This window comes from Maribacter halichondriae, from assembly GCF_027474825.1.
GTDB lineage: Bacteria > Bacteroidota > Bacteroidia > Flavobacteriales > Flavobacteriaceae > Meishania > Meishania halichondriae.
This window is the reverse complement of record NZ_CP107030.1, coordinates 132,740-154,439: the sequence shown is the minus strand read 5'-3', so window position 1 is coordinate 154,439 and position 21,700 is coordinate 132,740. Positions and strand designations below refer to the sequence as shown.

Genomic DNA, 21,700 nt, shown 5'->3' with positions numbered 1-21,700 from the left:
CACAAACTTTGGCAAATGAACCTGAAAGACGGAGTCAAGACCGCAGAAAATAAAGTTTCCGACGAGGCAAAAGACTTGAGTACACTTGTCAAGGACAAAAGTAAATCGCTTGTAGATCGATTGGAATCTTATGAGGATATAATCAACTTGGAAGTGGGCGATACAGGCCTAAACCGTGCCAAGACATTGGAGCGCGAGTTCAATATTCGGCAATTGTACATAAAGTATGAAGGGGACAATCCCACTGGCACACAGAAAGACCGCATAGCCTTTGCCCAAATTTATGATGCCTTGCGCCGGGAGTTTGATGTGGTTTCCTTGGCAACCTGTGGAAACTATGGGGTAGCAGTGGCTCTAGCGGCGAACTTGGCGGGGATGAAATGTGAAATCTATATTCCTGAATCGTATCATACCGATCGCATTTTGGAAATGGAAGCTTTGGGGTCCGAAATCATTCGATTGCCTGGAAGCTATGAAGATGTAGTCGTGCAAAGTAGCAAATTGGCGGAGGTAAACGGTTGGTACGATGCCAATCCTGGAGGGTCGAACACTCCTTTGCAGATTAGCGCCTATTCACAGATTGCCATCGAAATTTATGAAGATCTGGGCGATGCCCCGAAATATTGCGCAGTTCCAGTTTCTAACGGAACCTTGTTCGCCGGTATTTACAGAGGTTTTGTAAGTTTATATAAAAGAGGAAAGACCTCTCAAATTCCAAAAATGATCGCGGCATCTTCGACCCGTAAAAATCCGATTGTACAATCTTTTCTTTTAGGATTGGATCATTGTAAAGATTTGAACCCCGAAGTCATAAAAGAAACGAAATACAATGAACCGTTGATCAACTGGCACAGTTTTGATGGGGAAGAAGCCCTGTATGCCTTAAAAGAATCGCAGGGAGAAGCCTATAATATTAGTGACCAAAAAATGAAAGAAATGACCGCTTTGTTAATGAAAAAGGAAGGCTTTCGAATCCTTCCCGCTGCCACGGCAGGCCTAATCGCCTTGTTGGAAATGGATGAAAAACATGATTTTGAGCCAGGACGCTTCGTTGCTGTTTTAACTGCTAAAAATTAATAAGAAATACACCGGAATCTATCCTTTTTTGAAGTCGAAGGGCAGAAATGAAAAAAATACAGATTCCCGTCTTCACGGGAATGAAAAATAAATAGAATATCTATGAAAAAAACAATAGACGGAAAAGCCCTTGTATACTGTGAAGGCGCCTTTAACACGCCAAACGGAAAAACCGCTCACGGACTCGTCCGTTTTACCGAGCGCTATGAAATAGTCGGTGTTTTGGACGCAGAATATGCAGGTCATGATGCCGGAGAAGTTTTGGACGGAAAATCCAATGGAATTCCTACGTATGCCACTTTGGAAGAGGCTGTCGGCGAGCTTTCAAAATCAGGTAACGAGCCAAAATCGTTGGTAATCGGTTTGGCACCCGATGGTGGGCGATTGCCATCCGAAGCCAAGGGAACGATAAAAAAAGCGCTCCAATTGGGCTGGAACGTCGATAGCGGCCTGCACGATTTCTTGTCCAATGATCCTGAACTTGTCCAATTGGCCAAGGAAAAAAATTGCCGTATTCGTGATGTTCGTAAAACGCCCGATCGTGATAAGCTTCATTTTTTTACAGGCGATATCGAAAAGGTCGATTGTTTAAAACTGGCCGTTCTGGGTACCGATTCTGCTTTGGGAAAACGAACCACGGCATGGATTCTTGTACACGGATTTCGAAATGCCGGGCTGAAGGCCGAAATGGTCGGCACGGGACAAACGGCTTGGATGCAAGGCGCCAAGTACAGCATGGTCATGGACAGTTGTATCAACGACTTTGTCTCCGGCGAAATAGAAAACGCAGTAGTGAGCGCATATAAGAATGAAAATCCCGATGTAATCGTTATAGAGGGGCAGGGGAGTCTGATGAATCCCGCATACCCCGGTGGATTCGAAATTTTGGCTGCGGGCCGACCCGATTTTGTAATCATGCAACATGCTCCTACACGGGTGGAATATGATGGTTTTCCAGGTTACAAAATGCATTCCCTAAAAGAACAGATCCATGCCGTTGAAATTATTTCCGGTAAAAAAGTAATCGCCGTGACCGTGAACCATGAAGGTATGAAAAGCGATGAAGAGATTATTGACGCTTGTAAAAATATAACCATAGAAACCAAGTTGCCGGCTTTTGATGTCTTGCGATTCGGAGCCGAAAAACTTATTTCAATTCTAAAAGAGGAGTTGAAATGAGGATAGCAAATGTTTCCTACAGTCGATTTGACCTTAATTTATCGGTTCCCTATACCATTGCCTACGAAACCATTTCTAAGACCACGAACTTTATTCTAAAAGTAGAAACCGATAGCTCAATTGATGGCTATGGTTGCGCCGCCCCAGATGTGGTGGTAACAGGAGAGACCCCGGAGCAAGTAGAAACGGCGATACGAGATATTATCGTTCCTAACCTCAAAGGGAAAGACCCTTTCACATATGCTTTGCTAATAGCAGAGCTGAAGTTATTGCTAGAAAATAAGTCCTCTGCATTGGCCATGGTCGACTTGGCCCTGCACGACCTTATTTCGAAAAAGGCGGATGTTCCGCTCTATCGCTTTTTAGGAGGATATCGCAATAATATTCCAACAAGCATTACCATTGGAATATTGCCATTGGATGAAACACTGGAACATGCTACAAAATTTGTAGCGCAAGGGTTTACTATTTTAAAAATAAAGGGAGGAAGCGCGGTAGAAGAAGACATTGAAAAAATGTTGAAGTTGCGGGAAAGATTTCCTGAGATTATTTTCCGGTTTGATGGAAATCAAGGGTATTCCCTTGAAGACTCCATCACTTTTGTGGAACGGACACGTTCTATAGGCATCGAAATTTTCGAACAGCCCACCCAAATAGAGAACGAGGCACGATTGGGGGCAGTTACCGAACAGGTACATCTTCCGGTTATGGCCGATGAGAGTATCAAGACTTTGAAGGATGCCTTTCGCCTGGCGCAAAACGAACGGGTCGATATGGTCAATATCAAACTGATGAAGGTCGGAGGAATTCTTGAGGGAATGCATATCAATTCCGTTGCCAAATCCGCAGGACTTGAAGCCATGGTTGGTTGTATCGACGAATGTGCCCTCGGTATTGCTGCCGGACTGCACTTCGCACTTTCGCGACCAAATATTCAATATGCCGATCTAGATGGTCATTTGGATATAGTGGATGACCCTTTTCAAGATTTGTTCAGATTAAAAAATGGGGTGCTGTACCCAAGCGATAGCCCAGGATTGGGGAAAGTAAACTTAAAAATCTAGGAAGAAACAGCGCCCAAGGTATACAACTGCTCCAAAGTTGGAGACTCACTACCTCCGGCCGGTTCCAAAGTAATTCCGAAGGCTTCCGATTCATTGGGATTGTTCAAAGCAAAAATCTTATTCTCATCCAAATCAAAATCCTCCAAAAGACCCATGCTCGTAGGAGTTAGCGGATTCAGTTTTAGGGACCAGACTTGATATACAAAACCATCCGGAGGTTCGGGGAGCCCTTTGGCGTCGATAAAGACTTTTTGTTCTTGCTTGTTCCAATAGGCCTTGGCGTATGAGGTGGGCGAAACTTCCTGTCCGCCCAAGGGTACTACGGTGATATTTTTATCCCTGATAGTATTCAGCAATTCCTTGGATTTTTCCAGCGAAGTATTTGCATCGTTGATCTGTTCTTCCAAGGTCTGTTTTTCGTTCTCCACCACTTGAATCTGTGATTTTAGACCTTCGTTCTGTGCATACATCCAAACCAGTCCGATAGCCATTAAAACTGATGCAGCCCAGCCAATATACCATGACCAATTGATATCTTTTTTGCCCAATTCAACCACTTTGGTCTCTTTTTGGATATCAATGATCTCTCGAATGACCTCAAAATTATGAGGAAGTCCTGGTGATATGGTTTTTCCAAGGGCCAGAACGGCAGCTTCTATCTGTTCTATTTCGTCCATAATTTCAGGATGTTCCAAAGCGTGGCCGTGCACTTCCAAGTTTTGCTCCTCGGAGAGCAGCCCAGCTACGTAGAGCTCCAAAATTCCTGATGCTATGTATGCTTGAACATCCATGGTTAAAGCTTTAAATTTTTACGCAATTGCGCAATACAGCTTCTATTTCTTGTTTTTATGGTTCCTACAGGAATATCCAGTTCTTCCGCGGCTTCCTTTTGAGTGTATCCCTTGAAGTATAGCAGTTCGATGACCCGTATACATTTCTCCTTCAAATTTTTGACCAGTTTTTTAAGCCCGATCGCATCGACTTTGCTTTCGGTCGAACTTCCATGGTCAAGAATACCTACGAAGTAATCCGCGGAGAGGTTCTTTTTACTGTTTTTATAGGACTTTGAGCGTACTTGGTCGATTGCCGCATTTCTGGCAATATTTAGAATCCAAGTAAAAAAACGACCTTTTGAGGGGTTGTAACTTTCGGCATTGTTCCAGACCTTGATGAATACATCTTGGCAAATTTCTTGCGCCAAGGCATCATTCCGAACTATCGTGTTGATGACCCCGCAGATGTTTTCGGCATACATACCATGAAGCCGCTCGAAAGCGGTGACATCTTTGTTTTGAAAGCGTTTGATTAGTTGGTCTAGGTTCATTGTAATTTTTCCATAGCCCCACTAAAATAGAAAAAGCTGCCCATTGGGCAGCTTTTTATGCAATTTAATTTTAACATTATTCGATAATTCCCGTACAACTGACGCGCGCGCCGGCATCGCCGCTGGGCTGTGATGTAAAATCATCTTGACCTTGGTGCACGATTACGGCCTTGCCTATGATATTCTTGTTCTCATCGTCACATCCCAAACACCATTGGTCGGTAGCAAATTCTACCCTAGCGTTACCTTCCTCATCCGCTGTAAAGTTTCCGATATCGCCTTTGTGATATCCTTCTGAGGCAAGCCATTTGCCATGGGGTTCGTTGGTCGGGTTCCAATGCCCGCCAGCCGACTTGCCATCTGCGGCGGAGCAGTCCGCATTTTGATGAATATGTATCGCATGTTCTCCAGGGGTCAGTCCTGAAAGCATGGCGGTCATTTTGACCTCCCCATTTTCTTCGTTAAAAGTAACATCACCTTTGACATTACTGTCACTTTTTGGCTCCATGGAGAATTTTATGATCTCCGCAGATACCTCTTCTTTGATTTCTTCGACTGCATCTTCTACTTCATCTACCGTTTCTTGTGACTCTTTCTTGACCTCCTTGCAACCGTAACCTGCAATAAGTACAAGTGCCAATGACATTAATTTTATTTTTTTCATGTCTCTTTATTTTTTAAGATTTGCCCTCAAAGTTAGCAATTATTGAAGGGCATTTCAAGAGTTATTCAAAATGATTTTAACAGTATCCGGCTATCGCGAATACCTCTTTTTAAGTTTTCGCATATCAAAATTGACTTGTCGATTCGCATCTGCGAGTTTTTGTAACGCGAGATACCATAGATAAGTCCTCGTTTTTTTCCAGCAGTGAAGGACTCAAAGATTTGCTGGGCCTCTGGGTCGCTTGATAGCACGGCATTCATCTCATCGGGCATATCAACACCATATTTACTATCATCTTCAAATAGCTGCAACCGAAAATAATCGTTTGGAAAAATGCCCAATTCTTTTTGATAGCGCTTTCCGAACATCATGTAGTAGTTCCCATTTCTTTTTTGAATGGCCGCATGGAATATCAATTCTTTACCCTCGAAGGAGGCTACAGCCTTTACTCTACGAATTTTCTTTTCTAAAAAAGGATTAATGATACTTTCAGGAAGTAAAAGCGAATAATAACTACTGGTAACCGTTATCTCGAAAACCTTACTTTTTAACATGGTACTAGTCTATGGCTTTCTTCCTTAAATCGGGATTAAAGAAGACCCCTATCTGTAATCTATCAAAATGGGCTGTAGGAAAATGATTTTTGAGATATCCTATCTGAAGACTTGTATTTTTGAATACATGAAATCCGATTGCTCCATACAATCGATTTTGCCCGAACACGTTGTTCTGAAGGTTCAAGAAAATTTCATCATAAAAGTTCAGGAAAACCTTTTTGTTCAAAGGTAGGGTAACCTGCAAGCGATATCGAGCACGATGTTGGGTGCTTTTTGAAAAATTGAGATCATCGGGGTCACCGGTCTGGATAAAACGTTGTTCTAGACGGTAGCGGTGTTCAAAGGCGAATTTGCCCACCTTGTTCTTGAGGATGAACTGTTCGAAAATTCGATGCTCTCGAGAATCGAGATCATCTGTGGGCTCCTCAAAAGTGCTGTCTGTGGTTATATATCCATAACCCATAGTGGCAACGGTATTTGGGTTGATATGATAGTTCGCACCGGTACGAAGCAACAGTTGATTAAAGTTTTTACCCTGTTCATAATAACGTAACTGCGCCTCGGTATGAATGCTCCATTTTTCGGAAATTTGGTTCGTACCGAAATACATGTGCCAAGACCCCCATTTATCCTCACCCGTTTCTTGGGCAGTTATCGTCGTGATCATACATGTAAGTAATAGTAGGGCTATCTTTTTTTTCATAAATTTTACGCGTTCGTTATTCTGTTTCTATTTACATTGGATCCCCATCTTCAATGGGAATACCTTTATCTCCTTTCAAATACACGTCCAAAAACTTCAACGCCTCACTGTAGGCTTTAATCTGGTTTTCTTTTTTTACAAAACCGTGGCCTTCATCCTCAAAGAGTACATACTCTACAGGAACTCCATTTTTACGTACGCCAGCGACAATTTCATCAGACTCAACTTGTAGTACTCTAGGGTCTTTAGACCCCTGTAGCACAATAAGTGGCTTCGTAACTTTATCTGTATGGAATAGTGGGGAGATTGCCCGCAAACGAACCGAGTCTGCACTATTGGGGTCTCCCAACTCTAAGTAAAGCGCTTCTTTTTGTGCTTCCCACCAAGGTGGAATGCTACGAAGCGTGCGGATCCAGTTGGTCACTCCGAAAAGATTAACGCCTACGTCAAATTCTTCTGGAGTGAACGTAAGGGCTGCCATGGTCATATATCCACCATAAGACCCTCCGATAATTCCGATTTTCTCCCCATCGATTTCGGGTTGTTGGGCGAGCCAATTTTTTCCTTCTACACAATCTTTTAAATCTTTATCGCCATGGTTGAGGTCGTCCATTTGGTAGAATGTTTTTCCGTAGCCACTGCTACCACGGTTGTTGACGGCCAGAACAGCATAACCGTGGTTGACCATGTACTGAAGTAATGAATTGAAATTCTGGCGTGATTGCCCACCTGGGCCGCCATGTACCCAAACCATAGCAGGCACTTTATTTTCTGCGCTAGCTTGATGAGGTTTGTAGTAAATCGCAGGAATTTCAAGTCCATCAAAGGATTTGTAGCGGATTACTTCGGCATTGACCAAATCTTGTGCCTGAATTTCATCGTTCAATACATCGGTCAATTTGGTCTGTTTTTTTGTTTCCAAATCATAGACATATAGATTTGATGGGGTATGGGAGCCACCTGCGTAAAAGCGCATCATCTTTTCATCATCTGAAAAACCTACGTTCGTAATATCCATCCCATCAAAAGAAGGTAAATCGATATTCTTGCCCGAAGCGACATCCATCACTTCAATGACATTTTTAGCATCTTCATTGATATAAGTAACTTGATAGGTGCCATTTTCAGTGAAATAGGAACCGGCAATATCCCAACTTCGGGTCATGACCGTTTCTGAAGTTTTATCGGCAATATTGAATTTCATCAATTTGGCAAATTCGCCGCCGTTATCAGTAGTGTAATATAGAGCGCTTCCGTCAGGAGCAAAATCTGCTGGACTATTGGCACTTTGATTCTCGTTTATCTTGACCAATGATTTATCTTCCATATTATAAAGAAATAAGTCTGAATCATTGGTATTTATTGGTTTTATTAACGGAAGGTGTTTTTTATCATCGGACAATCCGCCCACAAAATACCCGTCATTGTTCTGATAGAGCATTTTGGGAGTATAAGTCTCCAAGTCCATTTCATAGAGGTCGTTGAAACGGGCGTCTCTTTTATTGGAAGAGAAATAGAATCCAGTTTTGTCATCCGTCCAGCCATAGAACGAAGCCCTGGCACCTTTAAAAGGCGTCAAATCTCTTTGGCTTCCGTCTGTATCGCGCAAATAGATATGATAGATTTCATCTCCGTTTCCGTCCATACGGAATAACATTCGTTCATCCTTGGGAAAATAGGAAGTCGCAAATATCGATGTGCTGTCCGATTGTGTCAGCGGCTCCATTTGTCCGCCCGTTATTGGCACGGTATACATATTGTAGATACCCGAACGGTTGCTTGAAATCAATAGTTTTGATTTGTCGGGCGAGAAACTGCCACCCCCGATGGCCTCGTTGTCCATCATTTGTTCGATGGTATAGGTTTTCATGGTCTCCGCTATGCTCGGTGTGGTTTCTTTGGGTTCTTCTTTACAGGCCCATATCAGGGCGATTGCGAGTACTGGAATAATTAGTTTTTTCATGATGTGTTGTTTTTATGTCGATGTTTATTTGCTCGGTGCTAGGTGTAAAAAGTACGGATCTTAATAACTGTCAGGTCGAGCGGAGTCGAGACCCGTGTTCCTAAGTTTCTCGACTCCGCTCGAAGTGACAGTAAAAAAATTCGAGCACCAAGCTTCCGGCCCTTTTCCTATTCCAAACTAAACGTCTTCGTCTCCTTGAACGGCGAAACCTCCAACGCTTGAATCGAATCTCGATATGCCTTCCATTTATCAGCAAAGAACGTATTGGTCTTGTCCAAGGCCGCTTTTAGGTCGTTTTCGGCATATTTGATAAGGTTTCGCTCCGTTTCGGTCAATCCCTTAGGGCGACTTTCTATATAACCTCCTGCCATACCTAACCGCTGCATAACGGTGGTTTCCCGGTTTCGCGTAATGCCCTGCCGCTTATCCTCTTTACCGATATAAAGGGCGACTACGGAATCAATTTGCTTTACAATATCTTTAGAAGCCTTGATATGGTCTTTGTATTTTTTTTCGTCCAATTCCTTAAGTTCTTTTTGGTATTTCTCGGCGACGTTCTTGCTTTCCACCAACTGTTTTACTGCATCGGCTGCGGTTTGAGTCATTGAAGCTAGTTTTTTAGAATTCTCATAGGCCTCATTGATAGCTGTGGTGGACACCTCCAAACGAGGATCTGATTTCACTTCTATTATGGCTTCATCTGTCGTTTCACCAAAGCTCATCTTTATTTTATAGGAACCGGGTTTAACACTGGTGCCGCCACGCTCATTTTTGTCTTTGCTGATTTTTCGAGATGGGCGATCAGGACCTTTTTCATCCATATTCCAATAAATTCTGTGGAAACCAGCTTTCTCTGGAGTTTTGTATTTCAAGGTACGAATAAGTCTATTTCCATCATAAAAATCGAACTGCACGGAATCTTTTTTCTGAACTCCGGTTAATTCTTTTTTATCATTCATTGCGGTCGAATCTTTTTCTACAGATTCTTTTTTAGCATCGTCAGTATCCTTTTTGTCTTCTTTCTTTTTCCCTTCCTTGATAAAATAGGTAATCATTGCACCGGCCTTCCGGTTCTCCGCGTTGTATATTGCATCACCTCCAAAACGACTGCCGGTAGGTTGCTGGTAGGCCGCTTGATAGGCGGTTGGAGGGGTAAAGATTTTAGCATCCCTATTCAAAATGGATTTGTCTGAAGCCAAAGCACGGAGCGGACGAATATCGTCCAAAACCCAAACGGCGCGACCGAAAGTGCCCAACACCAGATCATGCTCCCTAGGGTGGATGACCAAATCTTTTGTGGAAACGGTAGGGTAGCCTTCTGTCCATTTTTGCCAGTTGGTCGCACCGTCAAAGGAAATGTAGAGTCCGTCATCGGTGCCCAAGAACACTAAATTCGGATTTTCAATATCCTCAACTATAGAAAGCGTATAGCTCTGAACATCGTTTCCATCAACGATACGTTCCCAAGTTTTACCATAGTTTTTGGTACGGTAGGCGTAGGGTGTATAATTGAACCTGCGATAATCATTGGCAATCAAAAGTGCTTCCCCTATATTTTTGTTGGAGGCTTTGATTTGGGGAATCCAACTTCCGGCAGGTAAGCCTTTTAGATTTTGAGTAACCTCGATCCATGTTTCGCCCCCGTTTTTAGTGTAATGCACTCGACCATCATCGGAACCTACCCAGAGCATATCTTTTTCCACTGGGGAAGGTTCAACGACCAAAATGGTGGTGTGGTTTTCGGCACCGGTAGCATCCATGGATAAGCCACCACTTTCACTTTGTTTTTGTTTTTCAGGGTCGTTAGTGGTCAAATCGGGAGAAATGACTTCCCAAGTCAAGCCTTTATCAGAACTTTTATGTACGAACTGACTACCAAAATAAACCGTGTTATTGTCGAAAGGATCCTGCCCGATTGCGGCGTTCCAGTTGAACCGAAGTTTGGTTTCGGCATCTGGTGGAGTAGGGCGTACGATATAATTATTACCGGTAATGTGATCATAGCGCTGTACATAACCCTGTTGGCTCATAGTATAGCCGTAACGGGAATCATCAGGATCGGGAACGACATCAAATCCATCGCCAAAACTTATTTCTTGCCAATAGCTGTTGCGGATGCCCTGCGCTTTCCAAACGTAGGCCGGACCGCGCCATGAGCCGTTATCCTGTAGCCCTCCATAAACATTGTACGGAAATTCATTATCAACATTGATATGATAGAATTGTGCTACGGGAATATTGCCCACAAAGCGCCAAGATTTACCACCGTCTTTAGAAATATTGAACCCGCCATCGTTACCGTTGAGCAAAAATTGTCCGTTTTCAGGATGTATCCATAAAGCATGATGGTCAGGGTGTACACCATTGGTCACCTCTCGGCCATAGGCATTCATTAGCTGTTTGAAACTTTTACCACCGTCTTCGGAAACATTCACAAATGTAAATACGGAATACACTCTATTCTCGTTCTGAGGATCCACATAGATTTCGGAATAGTAAAAAGGACGGTTACCGATATCCGCTTTGTTATTAATCATCTTCCATTTGAAGCCACCATCTTCCGATTTGTAAAGCGCGTTCTTTTTTGCTTCCACCAAGGCATACACTATGTTGGGTTTTCCAGGAGCGATGGCAATTCCTATTCTCCCTAATTCCCCTTTAGGTAGTCCGTCTTCATCGGTCAATTTCTTCCAGTTCTTACCGCCGTCATGGGTCATATACATTCCGCTGCCTTCCCCACCAGATTTGAAGAACCATGGGTCGCGTTTGTGTTCCCACATAGCAACGAAGAGTTTGTTAGGGTTTGTGGGGTCCATGACCATATCGGCCACACCTGTTTTGTTGTTCACAAAAAGGATTTTCTCCCAAGTCTCCCCACCGTCGGTCGTTTTATACACCCCGCGTTCGGCATGTTCACCCCAAGGGGAGCCGATAGCACCAACATAAACCGTATTCGGGTCGGTCGGGTCTATTTTTATTCTGTGGATGTGACGGGTCTTTTCTAGACCCATGGATTTCCAATTTTTACCGCCATCCAACGATTTGTAGACGCCAAAACCGCCATTGAGACTGTTTCTTGGGTTTCCTTCGCCTGTACCCACCCAGATTACGGAAGGGTTCGATTGCTGGATTGCCAAAGCACCGATAGATGCCGTAAGCTCTTTGTCGAAAATGGGCTCCCATTTAATACCACCGGAAGTCGATTTCCAGAGTCCGCCCGAAGCCGTACCAACGTACATAATATCCGGATTCGCATTAACCGCATCAATGGCCGTAACCCGACCGCTCATACCACCAGGCCCGATATTTCTGGGTTTCAGGTCTTGAACCAAATCCATTTTAAACTCTTGGGCAATTAGGGTAAAGGATGCGAAAAGCATCACGAGGGGAAGTAATTTTTTCATCAATTTTAAGTGTAGTTTAATTAGTCGCTTAAATATACCAAAAACAAAGGGGAGAACTCTTAAAGGAGTGTTAACGGGGGTAGAATGAAAAATTTAGTCTTCTTAAGTGTAACAATTTCTTCCTGTTCATGTCTTACCAGTTAATCAATCAAAACAACAATCATGAAACTACCGTTTAAGCTTCGCGCAACCCTGACTATTGCAGTTACCTTTTTAGTTTGGGGCCATGTCGCATGGGATTATTTTCATGGCGGAATCCCAGTCCACTATGTTTTGCAAGACCCCAATATGCCTGGAATACCCAATTGGTTGGGTGGTATAGTACTTCCATTTTTCACTTGGTTTTTACTTTATCGCATTCATAAAAGAATAGATCGACGTAAAATAACCGTGGCTTCTGAAAGCCTTCGAGCTGTTGTGCTTCGATTTCTTGCAGCTGTTTTAATCGCTATATTAATTGCAATTTGTTTTATGAACGGTATTGATTTAATAGATTACATTATGGGGTGCATATTTATTTTGGCTTTCTTTTTTCCACTATATAAATCTGAATATTTATTAGGGTGGGTATTGGGTTCAGCATTTACGTTTGGAGCCATCATCCCAATAGGTTTCGGCAGTCTGTTGGCCTTGATATTTTTTATGTTTTATCAATTGAGGAAAGGGATTGTCGGTCTTTTTCGTCGAAAATGAAAGAGGAGTCTATTATATCTTTTTAAATATTCCGAAAAGTTCGTTTTCTTGCCTTGGCGGAATCGAATTATAACACCTTTCAAAGGTTTGTCCCTTAAAATAGGGTTCTAAATACTTAAGGTATAGCTCACGATTTCCGCCAAATGGCCGGTTTTCCATATCGCCCGTTAATGGAAAATCAAACCAAACACCCACCAATTTTCCAGTGGGTTTTAAAAGTGAGGCCATATGCTTAGCATAGGCATTTCTATTTTCATCAGTTGGGATTAGAGAGCAGAAAAAAGTTTGCTCCACGATCAGGTTATATTGTCCTTCATGTTCAAAAAAGTCTTTATGAAGGATTTGCTCTTCCGGAAAATCAGGATTTCTCCTTTTAAATTCCTCTAACGGGATTTCCGAAATATCCATGATAAAAACATTCGTAAAACCTTGCTTCCATAAGTACTCGGCTTCGTACGCATTTCCCGCTCCGGGAATCAAAATTGAAATAGTTTTATCCTTCAGTTGGTCGATATATTCCTTTATAGGGGTAGAGGGATAGCCAATATCCCAACCGGTTCGGGCTTCTTTATAACGTTGCGACCAATACTCCTGTTCTTTCAGATTGTTCATTTTTGAATGGGGAATTCTAAGTTTTATCCCGATGGTCGCTATTCGTTTTTGTAGATATTACCATCCTTCATGACAAATTTAACGTTGCGCATCTTTTTAATATCGGTAAGGGGATTTCCTTCCACTGCAATGATATCGGCCAAAAAACCTATTTTAACTTTTCCGAGTTTATCTAAATGAAAAATCTTAGCGTTCAATGAGGTTGCTGATTTCAGAACTTCCAAGGTTTGCATGCCATATTCTACCATCATTTCCATTTCGCGGTAGTTTTCGCCATGCGGAAATACACCCACATCACCGCCATAAACGATATCAACCCCTGATTCCAAAGCGAGTTTGAACGATTTTTTCTTTTGGGTAATCCGCTCCGGTTCGGGGTCGTTTCCTTTTTTCCAGCCACCATAACGTAAAATGGCATCCCCGGCGGCCAGGGTAGGGCAAAAACCTACTCCTTTTTCTTTCATGAGTTTGAAAATTTCCAAAGTACCGCCATCGCCATGTTCGATGGTTTCCACACCGCCCTGTACAGCACGGCGCATTCCTTCAGGTGTACTGGCATGGGCGACTACATATTTTCCTGCGGTCGTCGCGGTCTGCACCATAGCATCGATTTCAGTCTGTAGAAATGTGGGTTCGCTGGGTGCCCCGGTAGTCCATCGGTAATCCGCATAAATTTTTATAAAATCGGCACCATTACCCATTTGGCGGCGCACGGATTCGGTCGCTTGGTCGATACCACTTACAGGTTCCGCACCTAACGGAACGGTCACCCCATCATGAAATCCTTTTGGGCCATAGGCACCTGTTGCTACAATAGCAGGACCAGCGACCAACAACCTTGGCCCCGAAATTATTCCTTCTTCTATCGTCTTTTTCAAATAAACATCGGAATACCCGGCTCCTTCGGCCCCTAAATCACGCATGGTGGTAATGCCTGCCATCAAAGAATTTTTAGCATGAACCGTACCTCGAATGGCACGTTCTACAGGAGATTCTTTCAGCACCTGATCGTTCCATTCGGTTTCATTGTAGGGGTGTAATAAGAGATGTGAATGTCCCTCAATGATGCCGGGCATTAGCGTTGTACCCTTTAACTCGATTGTTTTCGTTTTTTTAGGAAGCTTTGTTCCTGTAATTTCTCCAACATAGGTTATGGTATTTTCCTCGACTAAAACCACCCAGTTCTCATTTATTTCTGCCCCATCAAAAACACGGTCGGGCTTGAGTAACGTTTGGGCGGCACTATTGAATACCGTCAGAAATAGTATTACGGGTATAATTTTCATTATTCGCATAGTCATCTTTAGTATTTCGTTTTTTGAGCTACTCTATTCGAACCCATATTTCGTCATATTCATTGTTCAGCCCGGTCTGTGTGAGGGTATCCCCTTTTACTTCAAGATCGAATTCTAAAGTCTCGTTTAACAAGTAAGCGGAACTCTGGTTGGCAAAGGTTACGGTTTCATAATAAATGTTGCCTTTTATTTCATAAATGCCCCCATGCTTGTGCGCTAACTTATCGGTAAGCGTGTTGGTCTCATTAAGATTCCAATGCCCATCGGAAAGTACCTTGATACGTTCAAAAGTGCTCGAGGGAGCAGGTTTTTTTCCTTTTTCGCTATAATATTTCCAAGTGCCCTGCAATTGACTTGCTAAGGTCGGATTGACAGCGGTCTTGCTTGACCTTATGGTATTCTTATTTGAAATCTGTTTCAATCTTTTGTTGATGCTCACTTTCGGTAGCCATTTGCCTTGCCTGATAACTCCGGAAAGATTTTGAAGTGCGTCAAGGTCTTCCAATGGATTAGTGTTCAAAAGTATCAAATCGGCCTCGAGGCCTTCTTTTACTTGCCCGAAAACGTCTTCCATATCAAAATAGATGGCCGGATTTAGCGTTCCTGATTGGATGATTTCTAGATTGGAAAGTCCTGCGGCCTGCATGCCGTCGATTTCATGGTGAATAGAAAATCCGGGGACGTTGAAGAGTTGCGGTGCATCGGAACCTAACAACATACCATGGCCATTTTCCTGAAGCTTTTTGATCAATTGTTTTCGGATAGTATTGAATCGTTTCCATTGGGCTTCATTGAATCCGGATTCCGGTGCCATGGATTCCTCTTTTCGTTGTTTCCAGTTTTCTAAGGTTTCGGTAGGCATATACTTCATTTCAGGTTGCCTCAACAAAACACTCGCAGGGACTGGTGCGAACCATCTTTCAAAAAGGCTTTGGGTCGGTACGATCCAGACTTCGTTTTGTTTGGCCAGGGCTACCAATTCATCAATTTTGGAAACATCTGCTAGTGGCGTAAAATTATAACCAAAGAATCCGTTTTCTTCAGGTTTTACGTTAGCCGATTCGGGAACGAGTCCTTCCAAAAATCCATCTACGTGGTCAATGGAGGCATATTTGCTTTCCAACGCATGACGAATACCGACATCAACGGGAACATGACCCGCAAAAGGGATACCAACTTCATTGGCGGTTTCAACGACTTGGTCAAAAACTTCACGTTGGATTCCCGGATGGATTTTTAAAAAATCATAGCCTAACTTTTGATAGGCCGTTACTTTTTCGATGGCTTCATCTTTGGTTTTGACCGAATTGCCGTTCAACGATGGACTCGATGTAAAAATTCGTGGCCCCAAAATCTCGCCATTTGTTACTTTTTCGCGTAAACCCAAGTGTATTGGGTCTCCGAGCATTCCACGAATGGTGGTAATTCCGTTGGAGAGGTATAAAAAAAGCACATCTTCGATACGTTCGGGATCTGTCGAGGCAGGGGGAATGTGCGCGTGCATTTCAGCAAGACCAGGCATCAGATATTTTTCTTTTCCTTCGATGACCTGGGCAAAGGTGTCGCGCTCCATAATATCCGTGGAGATACTTTTTATTTGCCCTGAATCAATAACCACATTTTGACTTTCTAATATTTTGCCATTGGCAACATCTACAACATTCACATTGGAAATTAAAGTGGCGGTTCCGACATTATTTTTTTGGATGAGACCGCATGATAAATACAGTAACAAGAGTGGAACAAATACTATTTTTTTCATGTTATTAGATTTATTATCTATTATATGGGTATTCGTTTATCCAATGAAAACCCCTGTTCATGAGCAAGAAGTCTTCTTTTTCAATACGCTTTGTTTCATAGAAAAGGGTATCGTTTTTGACAATACCGGAAAATGTTAAGGTGGTATCCGTTTTTTGATAATTGAAAGTATACACATCCTCTGAATCCCTGAAATTTTTCATATTAAATTTTTTGGCGATGCTGTCTACTTCGAATTCATAGGCTCTTTTAGACATATCGGTCTGGAGAATTTGAGCAGAATTATCGTGTTCGATAATCAGGTACCGCCACGTATCGGCATATTTTACTTGTGTTGTAATCGAATCATTGTTGGTAATAAGGGTCGATATTTCATAAAGTCCGTAAAGTGGAATGGTTTTTTCTTTTTCTCTATGAAAACTATAGGCTTTCAAAGCAGTACTTAGGGTTGTGTAGCAAAATATGGCCACAAAACCCCATTTCAAAAAAGGGCGAATAGTTTTCCATTTACCTTTGTCATAATATGATGGCAAAATTATTTTTTCGACAGCTCGGTTTGACAAGATTACTTTTGAAAGTCTAGATAAATAGGGAACAATCAGAAGTATCGCAATGATTAGAAGTTCAATAGAAAATAGTTTTACTGGAATGTCATAGAAAAAATTTACGGCCACCACATTTATTAGAACACCTATGGAAATCAAACTCCCCAACAGCTTTGTTTTTCTAAAAAACAAAAACACTCCACCTATAAATTCTGCCAGTCCGGCAAATAGTGCGTACCCCTTTGAAACGGCCATCATGGTCCAAAAAATCCCCATTGGCGATGCCTTGCCATAGGATTGCAACAATGTGGAAAAATAGGGTTCGAAAAATTGAACGGGGATGATTTTAAAAATCCCATAATAAATCATTTGGTATGCCAGAAAATACCGCAGTATAATTTCAAAAATGTAGTTCAGTTTTTCGTAAGGTCGGTTTCGTTTTTCGATAAACGACCAAATAAACGAACCGAGCAGGGCAAGAATTATAAAAAATAGCAGTAGAAGATAATCGTAAAGCTTATCTCCACTAATTATTACCGAATTACTGATTTTTGACTCAATACCAAGAAGATCATTGCCGAACCAAGTAATTAACGGTTCAAAAAATCGGGAATGGAATTCTTCCAATACTCCAAATCCCGGAAGTTTACCTAACGGCCATGGAAAAATCAGCAAGCAAAACAGCAGAAATAGAAACCGAAAAAGGATATTGTTTTTTATAATCATCGGTAGACACTCAATACCTGATTGTTTATTGACTTAAAAAATTTACAATTGGCCTTTGTTATTCTCGTTGGGTTCCAACAAATCCCATTGATTTCCGTAAAGATCTTCGAATACCGCGACCATGCCATATTTCTCTTGTTTCGGTGGTCTTGTAAAATAGATATCTCTTTCAATCATGTTATTATAATCCCTCCAAAAATCATCGGTGAACAAAAATAGGAAAACCCTGCCGCCGGTTTGATTGCCAATAGAGGCTTCTTGTTTTGATGTTGCCGCTTTTGCCAACAACAAAGAACATTCGTTTGCCCCCGGAGGGGCCACCAAAACCCAACGTTTTTCTTTGCTCAATTCGGTATCCTCGATTAATTTGAAGTCCAGTTTCTTCGTGTAGAAATCTATGGCTTCGTCATAGTCTTTTACCACCAGGGCGATATGGGCTATTTTTTGTATCATTTTTTTCTAATGAAAATCATTTTGTTCCTTCTCCTGCTAGGGGAAGGAGCCGTTCTCCCTTATTTTGCCACCGTCGAATCCAACAACTCTTGAAGTTGCTTTTTATCAAAAATGACATTCCCTTTAATAACTTTATTCAAAGTCTTTGTATTTGAAATATCCTCCAACGGATTTGCATCCAAAATCACTAAATCTGATACTTTCCCCTCCGTGATCGAGCCATAATCCAAATTTTTTTTCAGGAATTTCGAACCATTATAGGCTGAAGTGCGGAGTGCATCTAAAGGCGATATTCCGTTTGCGACCATTTCTTCCAATTCTTCATGCAATGAAATACCCGGGTAGGTAAAGGAATTGTACGCTCCACTATCGGAACCTGCCAATAACCCGACACCTGCATCGTTCAAGGATTTTGACAATTTCCCAAAAAACGTACCCAAGGCTTTCCGGTCGGCTACTGCTTTTTCTGAAGCGTTTTTGGCACGATTTATCCGTCCTTGATAGGTTTCGATGATTCCAGGAGTCATGTAAATAAGGTAATCGTCCTTTGAATGGTCGACTTCATCCAAATAGCTCAAGGTTTTACCGATGTGCAAGGTGGGCACAACATGAACGTTATTCTCTTTTAATGTTCGAAATGTGTTTTGTGCGGTACTATCCGAAAAGCTTTCCATCAACAAAGGCATTGCATCCCAGAAGCCTATTTCTTTGTTTTGGAGCCGTTGCGTAATCTCATATTCCTTTGATGAACAGCCTTTCATAATATAATAAAGATGTTCAATGGCATCGATACCAGCACCGATAGTTTCATCGAGTGTGACCGTAAAGGGCATATGCCCCGAGGTTATCATGTTCCTGTTTTCAGCTTCGGAGATGGTTTTCAGGTACATATCGCCCGAAATTCGGCTATCATAAAGTTTGACGAAATCAACTGGGATTTTTTGAAGAGAATCTAAAGCATTAAATATATCATCGTCTTTTTCCACTTCCAAAGACCCCGCCCACGTGGCCCCCGGGCCATCGATTTTTGGCCCTGAAGTGAAAATGGTCGGGCCCACCAAATCTTCATTCGCGTATTCTTTTTTCCATTGCATGACCGAAGGTGTCAAATCGCCACCAGCATCGCGAACTGTGGTGATTCCGTTGGCTATGAATAGTTTTAGGAAATTCTTGTTGGCCTCAATGAGACTGTCACCACCACGAAAATGGACGTGGTTGTCCCAGAACCCAGGTAGCATATACTTTCCTGTCGCATCGATGGTTTGTCCGGCCTCAAAATTTTCATGGGTTTCCGAGGAGGTAACTTTTTGAATCCTTCCATCCGAAATAAAAATATCGTTTAGGGCAATGGCTCCCGTTTCCAGATCAATGGTCGAACCGTTCAGGATGGCGATGTCGTAGGTGTTCTTTTTTTCGGCGGTGCAGGCCAGAAAAAATAATGTAAAAAATAAAAGGTAGGGTAAAGGATGTATGTTGTTCTTCATCCTTGAAAAGTAAAAATAATTATGGATTAATCATCTTGCGAATGGCAATAAAAATGAAGATAAAAACGGAATAAACTATAAAAAAGGGAATGATATAATCTTCGAATCCCGCGACCAGCAGCAGGCCGATAATTAGCAGTTGAAAGCCCAACCCGAAAGTCGAAACGGCTGTCATGAACCAATTCGGGAGGTTTTTCGACTCTACGGCATTACCATCCATCTTATAAATAATGCGGTCAAAACCACCATATAACAGGGTGTAAATACCAAATAATATATTGACGTCCCGTTGTTTTTCCCCTTTTAATGCTTTGGGTGTTTCGTTTTCAAAAACGCGACTGGTCGTATCGCCATGGTATTTATTTCTAAGGATGACGTGATAATAATTATACAAAGTACCTTGAAGTTGAAGTCCAAAAAATGCGAATAAAGTATAGACCAGGGAACCTTGTGTAACATGCCAAACGGTCAGCAAAATCATCAAGTTAAGAATGATGTCAGAAACGGAATCAAAATACCGACCTGTATAAGAAGGTGTTTTCTTCAGGCGCGCCAATTCTCCGTCAGCAGCATCCAAGATGGATTTTAACACTAAGAAAAATACCGTGCCCCAATGGTATCCATTAAAGATACAGGCAATAGCTATACCCCCTGAGATAATGAACATCAGCGTAACATGAATAGGGGTAAAGCTTGTATTTTTAAGGGATTGTGCAATGAGTCTTGCGATTGGCCTACCATAGTCCGATAGGTCGAGGAATTGATTTTGCTGGGGCAATTTTGACATCACTATGGCGATTAAAAGGAAAACCAATAACGGAAACACGCTTGCTCGGTACACCTGTCGAATCGCTTAGCACAAAAGTAGGGTAAAATTATAAATTGGTCGTGTAAAGTAAAGCCTGTTCCACATTTCATCTGTTCTTAGTATCTTTCTCGCTTATGAAGCAGACCGCCACTTGGTATTATCTCGTCTTGTTGATTTTGGCTGGTGAGGCCGTATTCATTCTTCCTTTTGTATTGCCCCGTATTTTCAGGCCTACTGTTTTGGATGTTTTTCAAATGAGCAATATGGAATGGGGCATAAATACGGCCGTTTATGGTATTGTAGCTATGATTTCATATCCATTTGGAGGAATTTTAGCTGATAAGTACCCACCCAGAAAATTGATGGCGATTGCATTGTGGATGACCGCTGTAGGCGGACTGGTTTTTGCTACGTTCCCAAAGTTTGAAGTGCTACAAGTGTTATTCGGCTACTGGGGTTTTACTACTATTTTTCTATTTTGGGCGCCGATGATCAAAGCTACCCGTGTCTGGGGAGGTGCCGCTTCACAAGGTAAGGCTTTCGGCTTGTTGGATGGAGGTCGCGGACTTACAGGATTTCTTTTCGGATTGCTAGGGGTCTTTGTATTTTCATTGTTCGTTGCTGATGATGTTGGATCAACTTCTTTTGCAGATCGAAAAGATGCCTTTGCCTATGTCATTTATTCCTTTTCCCTTGTCATCATTGCTATAGGTATCTTGACCTGGTTTTTCATGAAATCTGGAGTGGACGAAAAAGAAATTCTCCTTCAAAAGATATCTGTCAAACAAATTGGGTCGGTTTTAAAGCTTCCTGCGGTTTGGTTACTTATGGTCATTATTCTTTGTGCCTATGTCGCTTATAAAATCACAGATATTGTTTCACAGTATGCCAATGAAGTGATGTTGTACGACCAAGTTGAATCTGCCCAACTTGGTACATTTTTACAGTTTTTAAGACCTACGACCGGTATTTTGGTGGGTTTGATCGTAGACCGCTTTAAAATTACATTGTGGCTGGTTTTTAGTTTTATAGCCTCTATAATCGGGGGGCTGTTATTTGCTACCGGCATCATTGGCCCGTCTACAACAGCTTTGTTCTTTTTATCGGTAATTGTAGTAGCCATAGGAGTTTATTCCGCACGGGCTTTATATTTTGCAGTGATGCAAGACGGAAAGATTCCGATTGTACTCACTGGAACAGCAGTAGGTCTTATTTCTTTGGTTGGATTTACCCCCGATATTTTTGCAAGCCTCGCTTTTGGGTATTTGTTGGATTCCAATCCAGGGGAACCTGGTTTCCAAAATGTCTTTTGGATGTTGACAGGATTTGCCGTTATCGGTGGTATTGCCGCTCTTATTTATTACAGACTTTATGGAAGAAAGTAAGTA

At 42.1% G+C, this 21,700-nt stretch carries 19 protein-coding genes; 5 read left to right on the top strand and 14 right to left on the bottom strand.

The features are described from left to right. Positions 1–15: 15 nt before the first annotated feature. The 3 genes from N8A86_RS00690 (at position 16) to N8A86_RS00680 (ending at position 3,320) form a co-directional block, all read left to right on the top strand. Positions 16–1,077 (top strand): pyridoxal-phosphate dependent enzyme, encoded by a 1,062-nt coding sequence (locus N8A86_RS00690; protein ID WP_273567315.1) that lies wholly within the window; start codon positions 16–18, stop codon positions 1,075–1,077. 102 nt (positions 1,078–1,179) lie between these two features. Next, positions 1,180–2,256 (top strand): N-acetyltransferase DgcN family protein, encoded by a 1,077-nt coding sequence (locus N8A86_RS00685; RefSeq protein ID WP_273567314.1) that lies wholly within the window; start codon positions 1,180–1,182, stop codon positions 2,254–2,256. After that, positions 2,253–3,320, top strand: a complete 1,068-nt coding sequence (locus tag N8A86_RS00680) for a mandelate racemase/muconate lactonizing enzyme family protein (RefSeq protein ID WP_273567313.1) — start codon at positions 2,253–2,255, stop codon at positions 3,318–3,320. The genes N8A86_RS00685 and N8A86_RS00680 overlap by 4 nt, the downstream gene beginning before the upstream one ends. Here the strand turns inward: N8A86_RS00680 and N8A86_RS00675 are convergent. From N8A86_RS00675 to N8A86_RS00645, 7 genes are all read right to left on the bottom strand, one after another. Continuing rightward, positions 3,317–4,111, bottom strand: a complete 795-nt coding sequence (locus N8A86_RS00675; RefSeq protein WP_273567312.1) for an anti-sigma factor — start codon at positions 4,109–4,111, stop codon at positions 3,317–3,319. The two genes, N8A86_RS00680 and N8A86_RS00675, sit on opposite strands and share 4 nt — an antisense overlap. Before the next feature lie 2 nt (positions 4,112–4,113). Beyond that, entirely contained in the window at positions 4,114–4,644 is a 531-nt protein-coding gene (locus N8A86_RS00670; RefSeq protein WP_273567311.1) for an RNA polymerase sigma factor, read from the bottom strand. A 76-nt stretch (positions 4,645–4,720) separates the two neighbouring features. Further along, positions 4,721–5,308, bottom strand: coding sequence for a superoxide dismutase family protein (locus N8A86_RS00665; protein ID WP_273567310.1), 588 nt, complete (start codon positions 5,306–5,308; stop codon positions 4,721–4,723). A gap of 65 nt (positions 5,309–5,373) precedes the next feature. After that, a complete protein-coding gene (locus tag N8A86_RS00660) occupies positions 5,374–5,862 on the bottom strand; it encodes a YdeI/OmpD-associated family protein (RefSeq protein ID WP_273567309.1) in 489 nt (162 codons plus the stop codon). A gap of 4 nt (positions 5,863–5,866) precedes the next feature. Then, complete coding sequence (locus tag N8A86_RS00655) at positions 5,867–6,568, bottom strand: DUF2490 domain-containing protein (protein WP_273567308.1); 702 nt, start codon at positions 6,566–6,568, stop codon at positions 5,867–5,869. 31 nt (positions 6,569–6,599) lie between these two features. After that, positions 6,600–8,531 (bottom strand): S9 family peptidase, encoded by a 1,932-nt coding sequence (locus N8A86_RS00650; protein ID WP_273567307.1) that lies wholly within the window; start codon positions 8,529–8,531, stop codon positions 6,600–6,602. 167 nt (positions 8,532–8,698) lie between these two features. Further along, positions 8,699–11,935, bottom strand: coding sequence for a WD40/YVTN/BNR-like repeat-containing protein (locus N8A86_RS00645; RefSeq protein ID WP_273567306.1), 3,237 nt, complete (start codon positions 11,933–11,935; stop codon positions 8,699–8,701). Positions 11,936–12,097: 162 nt separating this feature from the next. On the opposite strand from N8A86_RS00645, the gene N8A86_RS00640 reads away from it, so the two are divergent. Continuing rightward, the gene (locus tag N8A86_RS00640) at positions 12,098–12,628 is read left to right on the top strand and encodes a hypothetical protein (protein WP_273567305.1); all 531 of its coding nucleotides are present in this window, start codon (positions 12,098–12,100) and stop codon (positions 12,626–12,628) included. Between the two features lie 12 nt (positions 12,629–12,640). On the opposite strand, the gene N8A86_RS00635 is transcribed toward N8A86_RS00640, so the two are convergent. The 7 genes from N8A86_RS00635 to N8A86_RS00605 all read right to left on the bottom strand — a co-directional run bounded on the left by N8A86_RS00635 (position 12,641) and on the right by N8A86_RS00605 (position 20,291). Further along, positions 12,641–13,240 carry a methyltransferase domain-containing protein gene (locus N8A86_RS00635; protein ID WP_273567304.1) on the bottom strand — a complete coding sequence of 200 codons (600 nt, stop codon included), beginning with the start codon at positions 13,238–13,240 and terminating at the stop codon, positions 12,641–12,643. 38 nt (positions 13,241–13,278) lie between these two features. Further along, on the bottom strand, positions 13,279–14,526 hold the full coding sequence (locus N8A86_RS00630; protein WP_273567303.1) for a metal-dependent hydrolase family protein: 1,248 nt from the start codon (positions 14,524–14,526) through the stop codon (positions 13,279–13,281). Positions 14,527–14,563: 37 nt separating this feature from the next. Further along, positions 14,564–16,297, bottom strand: coding sequence for an amidohydrolase family protein (locus tag N8A86_RS00625; RefSeq protein WP_273567302.1), 1,734 nt, complete (start codon positions 16,295–16,297; stop codon positions 14,564–14,566). A 13-nt stretch (positions 16,298–16,310) separates the two neighbouring features. Next, entirely contained in the window at positions 16,311–17,516 is a 1,206-nt protein-coding gene (locus N8A86_RS00620; RefSeq protein WP_273567301.1) for a hypothetical protein, read from the bottom strand. Positions 17,517–17,609: 93 nt separating this feature from the next. After that, positions 17,610–18,020 carry a VOC family protein gene (locus N8A86_RS00615; protein WP_273567300.1) on the bottom strand — a complete coding sequence of 137 codons (411 nt, stop codon included), beginning with the start codon at positions 18,018–18,020 and terminating at the stop codon, positions 17,610–17,612. A gap of 59 nt (positions 18,021–18,079) precedes the next feature. Beyond that, positions 18,080–19,504: an amidohydrolase family protein gene (locus N8A86_RS00610; protein WP_273567299.1), complete on the bottom strand. Its 1,425-nt coding sequence runs from the start codon at positions 19,502–19,504 to the stop codon at positions 18,080–18,082. 19 nt (positions 19,505–19,523) lie between these two features. Beyond that, positions 19,524–20,291 (bottom strand): CDP-alcohol phosphatidyltransferase family protein, encoded by a 768-nt coding sequence (locus tag N8A86_RS00605; RefSeq protein ID WP_273567298.1) that lies wholly within the window; start codon positions 20,289–20,291, stop codon positions 19,524–19,526. A gap of 155 nt (positions 20,292–20,446) precedes the next feature. On the opposite strand from N8A86_RS00605, the gene N8A86_RS00600 reads away from it, so the two are divergent. Beyond that, positions 20,447–21,697, top strand: coding sequence for an MFS transporter (locus N8A86_RS00600; protein ID WP_273567297.1), 1,251 nt, complete (start codon positions 20,447–20,449; stop codon positions 21,695–21,697). Positions 21,698–21,700 lie beyond the last annotated feature (3 nt).